The sequence below is a fragment of the Streptococcus sp. Marseille-Q5855 genome, from assembly GCF_946901985.1.
GTDB lineage: Bacteria > Bacillota > Bacilli > Lactobacillales > Streptococcaceae > Streptococcus.
This window is the reverse complement of the sequence record NZ_CAMPPR010000001.1, coordinates 308,875-326,703: the sequence shown is the minus strand read 5'-3', so window position 1 is coordinate 326,703 and position 17,829 is coordinate 308,875. Positions and strand designations below refer to the sequence as shown.

The 17,829-nt window shown below is 39.0% G+C and carries 15 protein-coding genes and 1 pseudogene; 15 read left to right on the top strand and 1 reads right to left on the bottom strand.

Going from position 1 to position 17,829, the window contains the following annotated elements; all coding sequences use genetic code 11:
* Positions 1 to 250: 250 nt before the first annotated feature.
* A complete protein-coding gene (locus OC529_RS01695; protein ID WP_001227860.1) occupies positions 251 to 421 on the bottom strand; it encodes a PhrA family quorum-sensing system peptide in 171 nt (56 codons plus the stop codon).
* 191 nt (positions 422 to 612) lie between these two features.
* Here OC529_RS01695 and OC529_RS01690 point away from each other — a divergent pair, with 191 nt between their 5' ends.
* From OC529_RS01690 to OC529_RS01620, 15 genes and pseudogenes are all read left to right on the top strand, one after another.
* On the top strand, positions 613 to 1,476 hold the full coding sequence (locus OC529_RS01690; protein ID WP_262081340.1) for a helix-turn-helix domain-containing protein: 864 nt from the start codon (positions 613 to 615) through the stop codon (positions 1,474 to 1,476).
* Between the two features lie 305 nt (positions 1,477 to 1,781).
* The gene (locus OC529_RS01685) at positions 1,782 to 2,402 is read left to right on the top strand and encodes a hypothetical protein (RefSeq protein ID WP_023940371.1); all 621 of its coding nucleotides are present in this window, start codon (positions 1,782 to 1,784) and stop codon (positions 2,400 to 2,402) included.
* An 84-nt stretch (positions 2,403 to 2,486) separates the two neighbouring features.
* A complete protein-coding gene (gene tsaE, locus OC529_RS01680) occupies positions 2,487 to 2,930 on the top strand; it encodes a tRNA (adenosine(37)-N6)-threonylcarbamoyltransferase complex ATPase subunit type 1 TsaE (RefSeq protein WP_262081339.1) in 444 nt (147 codons plus the stop codon).
* The gene (locus OC529_RS01675; RefSeq protein WP_262081338.1) at positions 2,920 to 3,438 is read left to right on the top strand and encodes a GNAT family N-acetyltransferase; all 519 of its coding nucleotides are present in this window, start codon (positions 2,920 to 2,922) and stop codon (positions 3,436 to 3,438) included. The genes tsaE and OC529_RS01675 overlap by 11 nt, the downstream gene beginning before the upstream one ends.
* A gap of 7 nt (positions 3,439 to 3,445) precedes the next feature.
* Positions 3,446 to 4,462, top strand: a complete 1,017-nt coding sequence (gene brpA / locus OC529_RS01670; protein WP_000239274.1) for a biofilm formation/cell division transcriptional regulator BrpA — start codon at positions 3,446 to 3,448, stop codon at positions 4,460 to 4,462.
* An 83-nt stretch (positions 4,463 to 4,545) separates the two neighbouring features.
* Positions 4,546 to 5,802, top strand: a complete 1,257-nt coding sequence (locus OC529_RS01665; RefSeq protein WP_262081337.1) for a competence/damage-inducible protein A — start codon at positions 4,546 to 4,548, stop codon at positions 5,800 to 5,802.
* 54 nt (positions 5,803 to 5,856) lie between these two features.
* On the top strand, positions 5,857 to 7,023 hold the full coding sequence (gene recA, locus OC529_RS01660; RefSeq protein WP_262081336.1) for a recombinase RecA: 1,167 nt from the start codon (positions 5,857 to 5,859) through the stop codon (positions 7,021 to 7,023).
* A gap of 115 nt (positions 7,024 to 7,138) precedes the next feature.
* The gene (locus OC529_RS01655; protein ID WP_262081335.1) at positions 7,139 to 8,509 is read left to right on the top strand and encodes an MATE family efflux transporter; all 1,371 of its coding nucleotides are present in this window, start codon (positions 7,139 to 7,141) and stop codon (positions 8,507 to 8,509) included.
* Between the two features lie 368 nt (positions 8,510 to 8,877).
* Positions 8,878 to 9,828 (top strand): N-acetylmuramoyl-L-alanine amidase, encoded by a 951-nt coding sequence (locus OC529_RS01650; RefSeq protein ID WP_173250135.1) that lies wholly within the window; start codon positions 8,878 to 8,880, stop codon positions 9,826 to 9,828.
* Positions 9,829 to 10,350: 522 nt separating this feature from the next.
* Positions 10,351 to 10,695, top strand: a complete 345-nt coding sequence (locus OC529_RS01645) for a helix-turn-helix domain-containing protein (protein ID WP_050086717.1) — start codon at positions 10,351 to 10,353, stop codon at positions 10,693 to 10,695.
* Between the two features lie 12 nt (positions 10,696 to 10,707).
* Complete coding sequence (locus OC529_RS01640) at positions 10,708 to 11,454, top strand: ImmA/IrrE family metallo-endopeptidase (RefSeq protein ID WP_306291438.1); 747 nt, start codon at positions 10,708 to 10,710, stop codon at positions 11,452 to 11,454.
* Positions 11,447 to 11,869 (top strand): annotated as a pseudogene (locus OC529_RS01635) (hypothetical protein); the annotation flags it as partial. The gene OC529_RS01640 and the pseudogene OC529_RS01635, both read left to right, overlap by 8 nt.
* A 786-nt stretch (positions 11,870 to 12,655) precedes the next feature.
* Complete coding sequence (locus OC529_RS01630; RefSeq protein ID WP_220041593.1) at positions 12,656 to 13,159, top strand: PBECR4 domain-containing protein; 504 nt, start codon at positions 12,656 to 12,658, stop codon at positions 13,157 to 13,159.
* Positions 13,150 to 13,371 (top strand): hypothetical protein, encoded by a 222-nt coding sequence (locus OC529_RS01625; RefSeq protein ID WP_050971447.1) that lies wholly within the window; start codon positions 13,150 to 13,152, stop codon positions 13,369 to 13,371. Before OC529_RS01630 ends, OC529_RS01625 begins: the two co-directional genes overlap by 10 nt.
* Before the next feature lie 560 nt (positions 13,372 to 13,931).
* Entirely contained in the window at positions 13,932 to 17,702 is a 3,771-nt protein-coding gene (locus tag OC529_RS01620; RefSeq protein WP_262081334.1) for a DUF1542 domain-containing protein, read from the top strand.
* Positions 17,703 to 17,829: the final 127 nt, after the last annotated feature.

Here is a 17,829-nt window from a genome sequence, read left to right as displayed (position 1 = left end):
TTACAAGGTCTTACAGAAATAAGAAATTCAGATCAGACAATGTCTGTCCAAGATGCTGTTCGTTTTGCACAACAGCACGGATTCAAGGTGCTTGAATTTTAAAGGTTGGGTATCAAGACCTCTTTTTAGTGTGCCCAAAATTTAGAGAAGTAATCAATCAACTAACTTTTATTTTTTCAAACTTACCCCTACCATTTTTAATGAATAATAAAAGCGAATATACTAGAGACTAATTCTATTCCATTATTCTTTAATCAGCCTTTCCAACATCAAGTCCATTCGATTTTTTTTGTGATTGTACTCGAACTTCCAATTGTCTATTCTTCTGAACAAACTGTTGATAGGGAATTGTATTACCAAATGCAAGAACACTTAGTAATACAAATATAACTATTTTTTTAATTCCACGTTTTTTTCTCATGAAATGAAACCCCTTTCTGTTTCCTTGTTTTTATTCTAACAGATATATTTTATTTAGTCAATTGTTTTTATTATGTTTTGAACTTTTTTTTCTCATTATTACCATGAGGAATTATTTATTCCTTTAACTTGCTATTTTGAACTAAAAATTTTATAATGAAATTAAGCAAATAGGAAGGTTTATTATCTTTAATGAATACACTCGCAGAGAAATTCAGATTGAAAAGAAAAGAGTTGAGACTCTCCCAACAAACTCTTGCAGAAGGAATTTGTGAACAAAGCCAGATTAGTAAAATTGAGAGAGGGCATTTCATTCCCTCCGCAGACCTTTTGTTCAAACTCTCACAACGACTCGAAGTACCATTAGATTATTTTTTTAATGAACAAATTGAAATTAAATCTAACCTCTCTAATTTCAAGCAATTATCTGCTCGCCTATTAGATGATAGAAATTATGAAAATTTGGAATATATTTATAGAATAGAGATTGAACGAAGTACTTTTCTAACACTAGAAGACCGAACTTACCTTGAATGGATTAAAGCTATTATTGACTTCTATCAATATGACAGTAAGTGTGAGGCAATTTCTTCATTGGAAAATATATTATTAAAAGTCTCCTCAAATACTCTGAGTTATTTAAAGGCATTGAATACTCTATCTAATTTCTATTCCTTAGTGGGTCGTGAACAAGAATATGAGGCAAACTACTCTCATTTAATGGAGTTATATCAGACAAAAAATTTTGAGCATCAAGAGTTTTTATTTGGCTACATCAGAGTTCGTTACAACTACGCTCGCTACCTAGTATCAAAGGAAAAATATAATGAAGCCATCCAAGAAGCTCTTGAGACGATTGAACTCTGTAAACAAAGACAGACAAGCTACCAACTGGCTCCTCTACTTATTCTTGTAGGAAATGCTGGAGCCAAATTTCTAGACAAAGAACAAGTCAAAAATTATTATATAGAAGCAAGAGAGTTATGTAAGATTTATAACAATCCTTTAATGTTGATGAAGATAGAAAATTATTTGAAGGAATTAGGTACTGTTTAGTTAATCTTGACATTATAGTTTTTCTGAAACGTTAAATAACCTGTAAGGCTGATAGTGAAATGAATACTATCAGCCTTATTTCAAGTTTATATTCTTCCAAAATCTCTTCAAACCACGTCAGCTCTACCTGCAACCTCAAAACAGTGTTTTGAGCAACCTGTGGCTAGCTTCCTAGTTTGCTCTTTGATTTTCATTGAGTATTAGTCTCTGGTGTTTGTTTAGCGTCTAAAAGAGACATTTGAAAAGATTGGAAACAGTTCTCTCTTTTCTCCTAGTATAATGATTGGTAGGAAGGGAGAGAAAAGATGAAATCAATGAGAATCTTATTTTTGTTAGCTTTAATTCAAATTAGTTTGAGTAGCTGTTTCCTATGGAAGGAATGCATCTTGTCCTTTAAACAAAGTACAGCTTTTTTCATCGGAAGTATGGTCTTCGTTTCAGGAATCTGTGCTGGAGTAAATTATCTTTATACCCGTAAGCAAGAAGTCCATAGTGTCCTAGCCAGTAAGAAGTCGGTGAAGCTTTTTTACAGTATCCTGCTCTTAATTAATTTGTTAGGAGCTGTCCTTGTTTTGTCAGACAACTTGTTCATCAAAAATACGTTGCAGCAAGAATTAGTTGACTTTTTATTGCCATCCTTCTTTTTCCTATTTGGACTAGATTTGCTGATTTTTTTACCCTTGAAAAAATACATGCGCGATTTTCTTGCTATGCTAGACAGAAAAAAGACAGTGTTGGTGACTATTTTAGCAACACTTCTTTTCTTAAGAAATCCAATGACCATTGTCTCTCTTCTGATTTATATTGGATTGGGTTTGTTTTTTGCAGCCTATCTTGTCCCAAATTCGGTCAAGAAGGAAGTTTCCTTTTATGGTCATATTTTCCGAGATCTTGTATTGGTCATTGCTACGCTCATTTTCTTTTAGAGAAAGCTTGTTTTTATGGATGTTATGATGGTAAGTTTAGCAGGAAAATAGACACAAAAGAAAAGTTTTTGGTATAATAAGAGTATGTACACAAAAAATGAAGAAGAGTTGCAAGCCTTAGGGGAGCGTTTGGGTCATCTATTAGCAAAGAATGATGTTTTAATCTTAACTGGAGAGCTGGGTGCAGGTAAAACGACCTTTACTAAGGGACTTGCTAAAGGTTTACAGATTTCTCAAATGATTAAAAGTCCAACCTATACTATCGTAAGAGAGTATGAAGGCAGACTGCCACTTTATCACCTAGATGTTTATCGAATTGAAGGAGATGCGGATTCTATCGACTTGGATGAATTTCTCTTTGGTGGAGGCGTGACTGTTATTGAGTGGGGAAATCTCTTAGGAGATGCCTTGCCAGATACTTATTTAGAATTGGAAATTCTAAAAGAAGCAGATGGACGTCGTTTAAATTTTCAGGCAAAGGGTTTGCGTGCTGAGAAATTGTTAGAGGAGCTTCAATATGGAGTATGAATTGCTCATTAGGGAAGCAGAGCCTAAAGATGCAGCTGAATTAGTGGCCTTTTTAAATCGTGTAAGTTTGGAGACAGATTTTACCAGCCTAGACAGAGATGGTATTCTCTTGACCAGTGAGGAGATGGAAATATTCCTCAACAAGCAAGCTAGTTCGGACAATCAGATAACCTTACTTGCATTCTTAAATGATAAAATTGCTGGTATTGTAAATATTACAGCTGATCAGCGTAAGAGAGTCCGTCATATTGGAGACCTTTTCATTGTGATTGGTAAGAAATATTGGAATAATGGATTGGGAAGTTTGTTGCTAGAAGAAGCGATAGAGTGGGCACAAGCAAGTGGCATTCTGCGTCGTCTCCAACTGACTGTCCAAACTCGTAATCAAGCAGCAGTCCATCTTTATCAAAAGCATGGCTTTATAATTGAAGGTCGCCAAGAGCGTGGGGCATATATAGAAGAAGGGAAATTTATCGATGTTTACTTGATGGGTAAACTGATCGATTAGTAGAAATATGGTTAAAAAAATTATTGGAATGGTGCTGGCTTTACTTTCTGTAACTGTAGTAGGAGCAGGTATTTTTGCTTATACTATTTATCAACAAGGGACAGAAACCTTAGCTAAAACCTATAAAAAAATCGGCGAAGAAACCAAGGTTATTGAAGCGACTGAACCTCTAACCATTCTGTTAATGGGAGTGGACACCGGAAATGCTGAACGAACTGAAACTTGGGTCGGTAGAAGTGATAGCATGATCTTGATGACAGTGAATCCTAAAACAAAAAAAACAACGATGATGAGTTTAGAGCGGGATATTCTGACCCGCATTGAATCAGGGAATGGTCAGGCTCATGAAGCGAAACTGAATTCAGCATATGCAGATGGTGGAGCAGAGCTTGCTATAGAAACCATTCAAAAAATGATGAATATCCATATTGATCGCTATGTGATGGTCAATATGAAAGGGTTGCAAAAACTAGTGGATGCAGTAGGTGGTATTACAGTCAATAATACCCTAGGTTTCCCAATTTCTATCAGTGACCAAGAAGAATTTAATACTATTTCTATCGGTGTTGGGGAGCAACATATTGGGGGAGAAGAAGCCCTAGTCTATGCACGAATGCGTTACCAAGATCCTGAGGGAGATTATGGTCGTCAAAAACGTCAACGTGAAGTTATTCAAAAAGTCATGGAAAAAGCTCTCAGTTTAAATAGCGTTGGTCATTATCAAGAGATTCTAAAAGCTTTGAGTGACAATATGCAGACCAATATTGATTTGTCTGCAAAAAGTATCCCTAACTTGCTAGGCTATAAAGATTCATTTAAAACTATTGAAACTCAGCAGTTGCAGGGTGAAGGAGAGATGCTTCAAGGTGTTTCTTACCAGATTGTTTCGAGAGCCCATATGTTGGAAATGCAAAATCTACTCCGACGTTCTTTGGGACAAGAAGAAGTCACTCAGCTTGAAACCAATGCGGTCTTATTTGAAGATTTATTTGGACGAGCCCCTGTTGGTGATGAAGATAATTAACTTTTGATACAAATAAAAAATCAATCGTGGGAAAATTCCTGCGATTTTTTCAAAAAAATACGAATAGATAGGTAGGAGGAAACATGAAAGCAGAAATCATTGCTGTTGGAACAGAGATTTTGACAGGACAGATTGTCAATACCAATGCTCAGTTTTTATCGGAAAAACTAGCAGAGATTGGGGTAGACGTATATTTTCAGACGGCTGTAGGAGACAATGAAGCTCGTCTCTTGTCTTTGCTTGAGATTGCCAGTCAACGTAGCAGTCTGGTGATTTTGACAGGTGGTTTGGGACCAACTGAGGACGATTTGACCAAACAAACTCTGGCTAAATTCTTAGGGAAAGAATTAGTCTTCGATCCTCAGGCTCAGGAGAAGTTGGATGTCTTTTTTGCCCAGAGACCAGACTATGCCCGAACACCGAATAACGAAAGACAAGCTCAAATTGTAGAAGGAGCGACTCCACTGCCAAACGAAACAGGACTGGCTGTGGGAGGAATATTGGAAGTCGATGGAGTGACCTACGTTGTCCTTCCAGGTCCGCCAAGTGAATTGAAACCCATGGTCTTAAACCACCTTCTACCCAAGTTGATGACAGGGAGCAAGCTGTATTCCCGCGTTCTTCGTTTCTTTGGGATTGGCGAGAGCCAGCTGGTGACGATTTTGGCTGATTTAATTGATAATCAAACCGATCCGACCTTGGCACCTTATGCAAAGACAGGAGAGGTAACCTTGCGTCTGTCAACAAAGGCTAGCAGTCAAGAAGAAGCGAATCAAGCGTTGGATGTTTTGGAAAATCAAATCTTGGATCGCCAGACCTTTGAAGAACTTTCTTTAAGAGACCTTTGCTATGGTTATGGGGAAGAGACTAGTTTAGCCAGCATTATGGTAGAGGAACTGAAAAAACAAGGGAAAACCATCACGGCAGCAGAGAGTTTGACGGCAGGGTTTTTCCAAGCTACTGTGGCTGATTTTTCAGGAGCTTCAAGCATATTTAAGGGTGGTTTTGTGACCTATAGCTTGGAAGAAAAATCAAAAATGTTGGATATTCCTGTTAAGGATTTGGAAAAGCAGGGTGTAGTGTCTGAATTTACAGCTCAGAAGATGGCTGAGCAGGCACGAAGCAAGACTCAATCTGATTTTGGCCTTAGTTTGACTGGAGTAGCAGGACCAGATAGCCTGGAAGGACACCCAGCTGGGACAGTCTTTATAGGCTTGGCGCAAGAGCAAGGAACTGAGGTTATCAAGGTGAATATTGGAGGCAGAAGTCGAGCAGATGTACGTCACATTGCGGTTATGCATGCCTTTAACCTAGTTCGCAAGGCTTTATTAAGTGACTAACTTTTGATATAATAGTAAATAGGTCTGAGGACCATTAGAATGTAGGAGAATAGAATGGCGAAAAAACCAAAAAAATTAGAAGAAATTTCAAAAAAATTCGGGGCAGAACGTGAAAAGGCCTTGAATGACGCTCTTAAATTGATTGAGAAAGACTTTGGTAAAGGATCAATCATGCGTTTGGGTGAACGTGCCGAGCAAAAGGTGCAAGTGATGAGTTCCGGTTCCTTGGCTCTTGACATTGCCCTTGGTTCAGGTGGTTATCCTAAGGGACGTATCATCGAAATCTACGGACCAGAGTCATCTGGTAAGACAACGGTTGCTCTTCATGCAGTTGCGCAAGCGCAAAAAGAAGGTGGGATTGCTGCCTTTATTGATGCGGAACATGCCCTTGATCCAGCTTATGCTGCGGCTCTTGGAGTCAACATTGACGAATTGCTCTTGTCTCAACCAGACTCAGGAGAGCAAGGTCTTGAGATTGCAGGAAAATTGATTGATTCAGGTGCTGTTGACCTTGTCGTGGTCGACTCAGTTGCTGCCCTTGTACCTCGTGCGGAAATTGATGGAGATATTGGAGATAGCCACGTTGGTTTGCAAGCTCGTATGATGAGCCAGGCTATGCGTAAACTTGGTGCTTCTATCAATAAAACCAAAACTATTGCCATCTTTATCAACCAATTGCGTGAAAAAGTTGGAGTGATGTTTGGGAATCCAGAAACAACTCCTGGTGGACGTGCTCTGAAATTCTACGCATCAGTCCGCTTGGATGTTCGTGGTAATACACAAATTAAGGGAACTGGTGACCAAAAAGAAACCAATGTCGGTAAAGAAACTAAGATTAAGGTTGTAAAAAACAAGGTAGCTCCACCATTTAAGGAAGCCGTAGTTGAAATTATGTACGGAGAAGGAATTTCTAAGACTGGTGAGCTTTTGAAGATTGCAAGCGATTTGGATATTATCAAAAAAGCAGGGGCTTGGTATTCTTACAAGGATGAAAAAATCGGGCAAGGTTCTGAGAATGCTAAGAAATACTTGGCAGAGCACACAGAAATCTTTGATGAAATTGATAAGCAAGTCCGTTCTAAATTTGGCTTGATTGATGGAGAAGAAGCTTCTGTAGAAGGTGTTGAAGCTAAAAAAGAAGAAGCAGTTCAAGCAGATTCTGTGAATGAAGAAGTCACACTTGACCTAGGCGATGAACTTGAAATCGAAATTGAAGAATAAGCTGTTAAAGTAGTGGAGAAAATTCACTGCTTTTTTGTGGTCTTTTTCTAGTTTTCAGCTCGCGCATAGTTTGCTGTTTCTTGTCGCTCTGCTAGAAAGCTGATATAATAGCCTTATGAATAAAAAACGAACAGTGGACCTGATACATGGTCCGATTCTTCCCTCGCTCTTAAGCTTCGCCTTCCCAATCTTGCTATCAAATATTTTTCAACAGCTCTATAATACTGCTGATGTCTTGATTGTTGGGCGATTTCTGGGTCAAGAATCCTTGGCTGCAGTAGGAGCGACGACAGCGATTTTTGACCTGATTGTAGGTTTTACTCTTGGTGTTGGCAATGGCATGGGAATTGTCATTGCCCGCTATTATGGAGCTCGGAATTTTACAAAAATCAAGGAAGCAGTAGCAGCCACCTGGATTTTAGGTGCTCTTTTGAGTATTGTAGTTATGCTGCTGGGATTTGTCGGTCTGTATCCACTCTTGCAATACCTAGATACTCCTGCAGAAATTCTTCCCCAGTCCTATCAATATATTTCTATGATTGTGACCTGTGTAGGTGTCAGTTTTGCTTATAACCTCTTTGCAGGCTTGTTGCGGTCTATTGGAGACAGTCTGGCTGCGCTTGGTTTTCTGATTTTCTCTGCCTTGGTCAATGTGGTTCTGGATCTCTATTTTATTACGCAATTGCATCTTGGAGTTCAATCCGCGGGACTAGCTACCATTATTTCGCAAGGCTTATCAGCGGTTCTTTGCTTTTATTATATCCGTAAGAGTGTGCCAGAACTTTTGCCTCAACTCAAGCATTTCAAATGGGACAAGGCCTTATACGCAGATCTCTTGGAGCAAGGTTTGGCTATGGGCTTGATGAGTTCAATTGTTTCCATCGGCAGTGTGATTTTACAGTCTTCTGTCAATACTTTTGGTGCAGTGATTATTAGTGCCCAGACGGCAGCTCGACGCATTATGGCCTTTGCCCTTCTTCCTATGACCGCTATGTCTGCCTCGATGACGACCTTTGCTTCGCAAAATCTTGGAGCTAAGCGACCAGACCGCATTGTTCAAGGTCTTCGAATCGGCAGTCGTTTAAGTATGTCCTGGGCAGTTTTTGTTTGTGTCTTCCTATTTTTTGCCAGTCCTGCCTTGGTTTCCTTCTTGGCTAGTTCGACGGATAGCTACTTGGTAGAAAATGGCAGTCTCTATCTGCAAATCAGCTCAGCTTTTTATCCTATTTTGAGTCTCTTGTTGATTTATCGCAATTGTTTGCAGGGCTTGGGGCAAAAAGTCCTTCCTCTAGTTTCTAGTTTTATCGAACTAATCGGGAAAATCGCTTTTGTGGTCTTGATTATCCCTTGGGCAGGCTATAAGGGAGTTATTCTTTGTGAACCCCTTATCTGGGTTGCCATGACAGTTCAACTGTACTTCTCATTATTCCGTCACCCCTTGATAAAAGAAGGCAAGGCTATCTTGGTAACAAAAGTGTCATCATAGCTCGATTTGCTGAATAAAATCTCTTTTCTCTAGTGAAAATCGAAAAAACTTGTGTTCTCCTCTTTTAGTTTGGTCTTGAAAATAGTTTAATATACTTTTGACTTCTTTTATATGATATAATGTATTTATTAAAAGGACATATAGAGACTGTAAAAATATACTTTTGAAAAGCTTTTTAGTCTGGGGTGTTATTGTAGATAGAATGCAGACCTTATCAGTCCTATTTACAGTGTCAAAATAGTGCGTTTTGAAGTTCTATCTACAAGCCTAATCGTGACTAGGATTGTATTCTTTATGAGGTATAAATAAAGGAGTTTCTAGCTCTGGATTGTAAAAAATAAGTTGTTTTAATTGATAAGGAGTAGAATATGGAAATTGATGTGAGTAAATTAAGAACAGATTTGCCTCAAGTCGGCGTGCAACCATATAGGCAAGTCCATGCCCATTCCACAGGCAACCGTAACTCAACGGTGCAAAATGAGGCTGACTACCATTACAGAAAAGATCCTGAATTGGGCTTCTTTTCTCACGTAGTCGGTAATGGTCGTGTTATGCAGGTAGGACCTGTTGATAATGGTGCCTGGGACGTTGGGGGCGGTTGGAATGCAGAAGGTTATGCACAAGTTGAACTGATTGAAAGCCATGAATCAAAAGAAGAGTTTCTGATTGACTATCGTCTCTATATCGAACTCTTGCGCAATCTAGCGGATGAAGCTGGTATACCGAAAACACTTGATACAGACGACTTGGCAGGTATCAAGACACACGAATATTGTACCAATAACCAACCTGACAACAACTCAGATCACATTGACCCTTATCCTTATCTTGCCAAATGGGGTATTAGCCGTGAGCAGTTTAAGCAGGATATTGAAAACGGCTTGACGATTGAAGCAGGATGGCAACAGAATGATACTGGCACCTGGTATGTACACTCAGATGGTTCTTATCCAAAAGATAAGTTTGAGAAAGTCAATGGTACCTGGTATTACTTTGACGGTTCAGGATATATGCTTGCAGACCGCTGGAAGAAGCACACAGACGGCAACTGGTACTGGTTTGACCAGTCAGGCGAAATGGCGACAGGCTGGAAGAAAATCGCTGAGAAGTGGTATTATTTTGACACAGAGGGCGCCATGAAAACAGGCTGGATCAAATACAAGGAGACTTGGTACTATCTTGATAGTCAAAATGGGGATATGGTTTCCAATGCCTTTGTCAAATCAAATGATGGCTGGTATTACCTTAAAGAAGATGGTACGATAGCAGAAAAACCAGAATTTACAGTCGAGCCTGAAGGCTTGATAACAGTAAAATAATAATGGAATGTCTTTCAAATCAGAACAGCGCATATTATTAGGTCTTGAAAAAGCTTAATAGTATGCGTTTTCTTGTGGAGATATTTCCTTCAATTTTTGCTACTATATTAAATAAAAATCAAACTATAAAGTTATTCTCAAATAAAGTCTAATACTCTTTGAAAATCTCATCAACCAGGTCAGCTTCCATCTGCAACCTCAAAACAGTGTTTTGAGCTGACTTCGTCAGTCTTATCTACAACCTCAAAACAGTGTTTTTAGCAGCCTGCGGCTAGTTTCCTAGTTTGCTCTTTGATTTTCATTGAGTATAAATTTGACAATGTAAACCGAGTCGGATAGCTTTAAGTACTGTTTTGAGGTTGAAGATACGATTTTTGATAGGAACTCATCAAATAGGTTTACTATCATCAATTTTGGATTTTTAAGCAGTATCAATAAATTGCTTCCTTGTTTTGTCATAATTTTTTTATTTAAAAAATTGACTTTATGACAAGGGTGTGCTATTCTTTTTATGAGAGGTGTATGAATATGATAAATGTATGTGATGTTGGAAAAAGAATAAAAGAACTTAGAATATCTTCAAATCTTACTCAAGATAAGATTGCTGAATATTTGTCTTTGAATCAAAGCATGATTGCCAAAATGGAAAAAGGTGAAAGGAATATCACGTCGGATGTTATTGAGAAACTATCTGCCCTGTTTTGCTGTACGGTTGACTATCTTTTGTTTGGCGAACAAGCTGAACAACAGTGTGTCATATCGTTTAGAAAAAATAAAATAGTAGACCAAGATCTTAAAGTTTTAGCGAAAATCAATAAAATTGTATTGAATCAATTTGAGATAGATCAGCTATTGGAGACAAAATAAATGATTGATAAAATGGATTTAAGTAATAAAGCTTCAAATCTTAGAAAAAAGTTGGGAGCTGATGGTGAAGCGCCGATAGATATTTTTAAATTGGTACAAAAGATAGAAAATTTGACGCTGGTATTTTATGGACTCGGAAAGAATATTAGCGGAGTCTGTTATAAAGGAACTCAGTCCAGCCTCATTGTAATCAATTCAGACATGTCATTAGGAAGGCAAAGATTTTCTTTAGCACATGAACTGTATCATCTTTATTATGATGAGGTGAAGAAGAGTTCAGTCAGTCTTATCTTGATTGGTGAAGGAGATGAAACTGAAAGAAAAGCGGATCAGTTTGCTTCATATTTTTTAATTTCCCCATCTTCACTGTATAGGATGGTTGAGGAAATCAGAGAAAATGCCAATAGAACTCATCTTGAAGTAGAAGATATTATAAAATTGGGTCAGTTTTATGGTATCAGTCATAAAGCTATGTTATATAGATTGAGGAATGATGGATACCTTGATGCAGAAGAAATTAAAAATATGGATATTAGTGTTATAGAGACAGCTTCAAGATTAGGCTATGATACAAGTTTATATCGTCCTTTGTCAGAAAGTAAAAAGGAAATGGTATTAGGACACTATATTAAATCGACTGAACAACTTTTAGAAAATAACAGAATTTCGCAAGGGAAGTATGAGGAACTGCTACTAGATGCTTTCAGATATGATATTGTATATGGACTAGATGAAGAGGGGGAGTTGTCGTTTGACTAGTCGTGTATTTATTGATACAGATTGTATTTCAGCATTTTTATGGGTTGGCACTGAACATCTTTTAGAAAAGCTCTATTCGGGTAAAATTGTTATTCCACAAGAGGTGTATGATGAAATCAATATACCTACAATTCCCCATTTAAAATCTAGGATAGACCAGTTGGTAGCTAAGGGTTCAGCTGAGATTGTGAGCATAGACATTGGAACTGAGGAATACGCATTATATAGAGATTTAACAAGAAATCATGATAGTAACAAGGTCATTGGTAAGGGAGAAGCGGCTTCTATTTCCTTAGCGAAAAAGCATAATGGGATATTAGGAAGTAATAACCTAAGAGATGTTAAACCATATGTAGAAGAATTTTCTTTAGAACATATGACAACAGGAGATATACTGGTTGAAGCGTTTAAAGCGCAATTTATTACTGAACAAGAGGGCAATCATATCTGGAATAATATGCTTAAAAAGAGAAGGAAAATTGGGGCGGCTTCTTTTTCAGACTATCTTCGTGGAAGTGTTCATCAAAATAGACAAAAATAAATTTGGATAAATCGAACTCACTATTCAGTAGGCATATGAGCACTTCGAAGAAGAAAAGTGTCAAATTGAGCCTATAGGAGTAGAAATGTAATCGTAAGTCCTGCATAGTGAATGAGAGAAAAGTTCTCCTTGAAGTTTCTATGAACTATCAGTCGCATATCAAACGATATGTAGGGTGATGTGAGAGGGGATAGCGAGTAGTTTTTGGTTATTTTATCAAAAAACTTGTATTTTATCATACTGAATGATAAAATACAAGAAAAATAGTAGAATAAAGGAAAGCTTTTCTAAAAGCTTTTCTAAAATGTGTATCTCCCCACAGGATTCGTTCTTGTGGGATTTTTTTCGTTAAAGAAAGCGATAAATATTGACTTTTTTAAAGAAAGATGTCATAATTAAGTTGGAAAAAACGTAAAAGTATCACTTTTCTCGTTATCCCGACTCCCAAAACGTCGTTAAACCGCTCGGCAATCCATGGAGACATGGACACATAGTAGTAAGCACGCTATGTGGCTTGGCAGAGCTAAAAACTGTTCCCTTGCGATAAGCCTAATAAGCACAACATAGGGAGTTAGAGAAGCCGACTCTAATCATCCACTTTGGGCAGTAGTGAGAACTGCCCCGTGCTTTTTTTATTTTGAGAAAATATGGAGTTTGTCGTTGAAATTACTTGATTGTATTTTAGATTATCAAGAGAAATTCGATGGAAAAACATGTCAAGTATCAACGAATTATAAGCATTTAGAGACTTTCGAAGTAGATTTTTGCTTGACTGATTTACATCACTTATTTGGCTTGCACAAAATCACACGAGATTATGCTAGTCAAACAATACCTGCTATTCAAGCTGGTGTTTTTATTTTGGAAGAATATAAAAATAATCCCATGTACAACGATGTTATAGAAAGGATATCTTTGTATAGTTTTATCGGTGATATCTTCTATTCTAAGATAACAAGTTGTTGTATCCTAGCCAAAGATTTATCTAAAAACACTATGAAGTTGGGCGTCATATTTTTTGAAGATAGAAACAAAAGATCCGCAATTTTAGGTTTACGAAGAGATAAAAGTGGAGTGTTTAAACCGGTTACTCTACATTTTACAAGCGCTAAGAAATATGCTAAAGTTCGTAAAACAGATGTGAAAGAAATTAAATGGTTATAAAAAAACTTTTCGCAGGCTTCGGCTTGCGTTTTTTTTGTTTGATAAAATTAAAAAAATGTGCAAAAATAAGTAGAATTGAAAACAGGAAAAAACACCTCCTTTCGATTCGCCAAGCCTCTTCGCAAGGCAATGAGGGGGCAGAGAGACGCGCTCGTCAACAGAAGTATCTCATTGGAAATGTTGCTCACTTTTTTAGTGAGCTTTTTATTTAAGGAATAGGAATGAAAAATAAGAAGTTAAAATTATACTCAATGAAAATCTCTTCAAACCACGTCAGCGTCGCCTTGCAGTCTGTATCTTACTGACCAAGCTATGGATGGACTTAGAATAGGTGATTTGGAGCGTCCTAGCGGCTAGGAAATGGTGGCAATAGTCCTTGGCTTAGGATAGGGTGTGACACTCAACTGGTTGACCTAGTTAATAGAGAGGGAATTACTATAAAATACTCAGGCTTCTATCATATATTTTGAAATGTATGTGTAATCAAAATGTAACAATAATGTAATATTGGCGCAGGAGAAACTATACATAAATAAATCTATCATAACTATCGCATATTTGTTAAAAAATAGGTTGTATTAAAAGGTTTTATATGTATATGCATATATATATATATAATGTCGCTTTTTTCTTGCCTTTCCTGACTCTATCGTATAGGAGAGGGGATTGATTTTTATGTCAGAAGTGTTACTATATAGTTGATATATTATCGTCTATCGGCTTTTTGTGAGCTTTTTAAGCTTGGGAAAGCACTTAGACGAGGAAAGGTTTTATGCTTATGTTTAGAAAAAGCAATAAGGATAACGGAGAGAAAATTTTCCGTTATTCTATTCGTAAATACCATTTTGGTGCTGCTAGCGTTGCGGTTGCGGCATTGATGTTTTTCGCAAATGGGGTGCAAGCGCAGGCGCCTGATGTGTCTCTGGCTACGGCTAGTAAAGTGATTGCTGGGTCTGCTGGTAACCCTGATGGGAATCCGCAGGAGTCGGATGAAGGAGAACTGAAGAAGACTGTGATCGAACAGCCAGCTGAAGGTGAGCCTGCGGGTGAGCTAAAAACGCAAGGTACTAAAGCTGAGGAAGCAAATCAAGGGCAAGCAGGAGCAGAGTCTAACACTACTGGAGTAGAATCCGACTCTGATCAGTCAGAGACAAATCCAGCTAACCAAGAAGCGCCTCAAGCGGGAGAAGTAAAAGAGAAAGAAGAGGCTACTGCTGCTAATACGACAGCGGCCAAATCGACCCAAGGCACCCTAGAAGCTTTGTTGGCAAAACTAACGCTTAGCTCAATGCAAGAACTTCATGCTGAAGTGGAGGCGCGCCTAGCAGCAGCTAAGGCGGTCTTAGAGAATCCAAAAGCGACGCAAGAGCAGGTTGATGAGCAAGTAAGAGCTATGGAAGAACTTACGCGCCGTGTCAAGGAAGCTTTGTCACCCCAAGTTCCAACTCCTCCAGTCTCAGAAGAAGTAAGTCTGACAAATCATGGGCTTACTGCTCCAGAGGGGGCTGTGACCGAGCAAGCAACTGGAGGAAAGCGTCGTAAAAGAGGCGGTTTGAGTCAAGCCACACCAGCTGTGGACCAGGTGAGTCCAGAAGCTGTAGGTAGCTCAGAAAAAACTGAATCTAGTGAAAAGCCTAGTCGACAAGAACTTCCAACTTATACTAATCAAGGTGATGGAGCCTACAAACTAAAAGATGAGTTGGAATTTATTTATAAACGACTTCAAAAAGAGGGGGCTGAAGAAAGTAAAATCCAAGCAGCAAAAGCAGCAGCTGATAAGTTCAATGAAGCCTTTTCTAAAGGTGATACCATCAGCCAAGAAGATTTTGCCGCTGCCCTAGTCGACCTGAAAAAATCCCGAGACCTCATCGAAGGAGTGCTGGAAGAAAAATATGGAGAAGAGACTACAGTTGAAGGAGTAACTCCTCAACCACGTGATGGTGGCTACTCTGACTTTCGTAGTGCTAACTATAGTGGAAGGTCTGCAAGGGCGACAAGTCCCTTAGATCGACATGAAAGTTACATTGAAAACGGTAAGTCGGGAGATAAGACCTACGATAGATATACCTATGTTTTTTTCTCTGATAAAAGACCGAGGGACAATGCGACCAGACCTGTCTCACAAGCAAAAAACTATATTCTTGCAAAAGTAACTCCTACAAATGATGGTTTCCATTGGGAGATTGAAATAAATAATGGACATAGACGAATACCTGGGACAGGTGTTTGGTTGACGATTCCTTCGGGGCAAACACTCAAGCAAGGTACAGATAGTATTAGTATTCGTGGCAAAAACGGTGGCACCACTGCTGTATCTTCTAATTCTGGGAACTTGATTGATCTTCTAAGACACTCTCGAACAGGTTTTAGCAATCAGACTAAAGGAACCGTTAGTAATACCGGAATCAATAGACGAAGTAGTCCGAAAAACCTACCAGTAGCAAGCTTTGATGATTTAGCTCGCCATGGTACGGGATGGATTCAACCATATGAGAGACGAAATGAAAACGAACCAGGATTTCAAGACCAATCAAACGCAAAATTTACCCAAATAAATAGTAGTGGTTCGGATTTATATTATTTCTCGCTGGGAGATAATGAAAATAGTTATAAAATAACTTTTGACACTCAAGGGAATAACGATATCAACAAGCTTGACTATGCTGTAGGTTTGAGAGGAGCAGATGGGAATGAGGTTTTCCTTGCTAATCAGTGGCATTCCAGAACATATGAGGAAGCAAAAGAAAGTGCCAAGGATGACATAGAGCAAGCTAGACAACGTAAAAATAACAGTCTTGGTCAGAATAAAAACCTTTCGACTACAGAGCGAAATAATGCCACTGGAACAGTTAATGACTATGCGCGCGAAGCTAGACGCGATATTGAAAATGCCGACAGCCTTATTAAGGTGGGTGATGCCTTGCGCCGGGGGTTGGAGAATATCAACGGCGTGCACCCAGTAGGGAAAGAGAACGCCAAGAAAGAAGTTGATACTGCTAAGAAAGCGCAAGACCAAGCTATCAGCAACAACGCGAAGTTGTCTGATACAGAGAAGACCAAAGCTAAAGCAGAGGTTCAAAAAGCAGCGGACAAGGCGAATACAGCCATTGACCAAGCTGGAGATCAAACTGCGGTAGACACGGCTAAGCAAACAGGTCTGAGCGAAATCAACGGCGTGCACCCAGTAGGGAAAGAGAACGCCAAGAAAGAAGTTGATACTGCTAAGAAAGCGCAAGACCAAGCTATCAGCAACAACGCGAAGTTGTCTGATACAGAGAAGACCAAAGCTAAAGCAGAGGTTCAAAAAGCAGCGGACAAGGCGAATACAGCCATTGACCAAGCTGGAGATCAAACTGCGGTAGACAAAGCGAAGGACGACGGCTTAAACGCCCTAGATAAAATCCTTGAAGATCTTTCTGCTCGTATTAACCAAGGAAACTCAACCACACCAGGTAATGGTGGCAACACTAATAACGGTGGCAACACTAATAACGGTGGCAACACTAACAATGGTGGTAACACTAATAACGGTGGCAACACCAACACCGGTGGTAACACCAACACCGGTGGTAACACTAACAATGGTGGTAACACTAATAACGGTGGCAACACTAATAACGGTGGCAACACTAATAACGGTGGGGACACTAACAATGGTGGCAACACTAATAACGGTGGGGACACTAACAATGGTGGTAATACCAACAATGGTGGCAACACTAATAACGGTGGGGACACTAACAATGGTGGTAATACCAACAATGGTGGCAACACTAATAACGGTGGGGACACTAACAATGGTGGTAATACCAACAATGGTGGCAACACTAATAACGGTGGGGACACTAACAATGGTGGCAACACTAACAATGGTGGCAACACTAACAATGGTGGTAATACCAACAATGGTGGCAACACTAACACCAGTGTGACACCACCAACCCGTAGCCGTAGAAGTGTAGCTTTCGCTGGGGGCGCTCAATCGAGTCAAGAGAAACAGGTTGATAAATCAGTCTTAAGAGATTTGATTCAAGACTTGGAAACTCGTTTGAAAGACTTGGATGGTATTGATCAATCTGTCATCGACGATGCGAAGATTATTCTCGGAGAGGGTCAAGAAGCCCTTAGAAATGCTGACTTGACAGAGGCAGGATTGAGAGAGATTACTGCTAAGGTCAAAGAAGTACTCGAGTCCTTGAAAGGCAAGCAAGCGACTAAGGATGAAGAGGAAATGCAAGAAACAAGCAAAGAGCAAGGTCATCTTCCATACGGTACCATGATTGGTAGCCTGCTCGCCCTTCTTGGTCTCCTTCTCTTCCTCATCGCGCGTCGTAAGAAAGAGTCAGAACTCAAGAAATTGACTAAGGAATTGACTAAGGTTCTGCAAGAAAACGACCTTACAAATGTAGATGCGAAAGTCCTCGACCAAGCACGAGAAGCTCTCGCTCAAGCAGTTACCTTCCTAGCCAATGAGAAAGAGTCTGACCATACAGAAGATGAGTTGATTGATAAACTCAAAGCTATTCTTGCTCAGTTAGGATAAGCAAAGCTTAGACTAGTCGGAAACTAGCTAGAATAGTGATTGATAGAATGTTGGAAAAACTAAATTTGAGGTGAACATTCAGAAAATCTTTCTCTGATAAAACGCATAATATCAAGCTTTTTAAGGC

Coding starts and splice junctions, on each gene's coding strand:
- OC529_RS01695 (WP_001227860.1), bottom strand. CDS start 421: ATGAGAAAAAAACGTGGAATTAAAAAAATAGTTATATTTGTATTACTA.
- OC529_RS01690 (WP_262081340.1), top strand. CDS start 613: ATGAATACACTCGCAGAGAAATTCAGATTGAAAAGAAAAGAGTTGAGA.
- OC529_RS01685 (WP_023940371.1), top strand. CDS start 1,782: ATGAAATCAATGAGAATCTTATTTTTGTTAGCTTTAATTCAAATTAGT.
- tsaE (WP_262081339.1), top strand. CDS start 2,487: ATGTACACAAAAAATGAAGAAGAGTTGCAAGCCTTAGGGGAGCGTTTG.
- OC529_RS01675 (WP_262081338.1), top strand. CDS start 2,920: ATGGAGTATGAATTGCTCATTAGGGAAGCAGAGCCTAAAGATGCAGCT.
- brpA (WP_000239274.1), top strand. CDS start 3,446: ATGGTTAAAAAAATTATTGGAATGGTGCTGGCTTTACTTTCTGTAACT.
- OC529_RS01665 (WP_262081337.1), top strand. CDS start 4,546: ATGAAAGCAGAAATCATTGCTGTTGGAACAGAGATTTTGACAGGACAG.
- recA (WP_262081336.1), top strand. CDS start 5,857: ATGGCGAAAAAACCAAAAAAATTAGAAGAAATTTCAAAAAAATTCGGG.
- OC529_RS01655 (WP_262081335.1), top strand. CDS start 7,139: ATGAATAAAAAACGAACAGTGGACCTGATACATGGTCCGATTCTTCCC.
- OC529_RS01650 (WP_173250135.1), top strand. CDS start 8,878: ATGGAAATTGATGTGAGTAAATTAAGAACAGATTTGCCTCAAGTCGGC.
- OC529_RS01645 (WP_050086717.1), top strand. CDS start 10,351: ATGAATATGATAAATGTATGTGATGTTGGAAAAAGAATAAAAGAACTT.
- OC529_RS01640 (WP_306291438.1), top strand. CDS start 10,708: ATGGATTTAAGTAATAAAGCTTCAAATCTTAGAAAAAAGTTGGGAGCT.
- OC529_RS01625 (WP_050971447.1), top strand. CDS start 13,150: ATGGTTATAAAAAAACTTTTCGCAGGCTTCGGCTTGCGTTTTTTTTGT.
- OC529_RS01620 (WP_262081334.1), top strand. CDS start 13,932: ATGCTTATGTTTAGAAAAAGCAATAAGGATAACGGAGAGAAAATTTTC.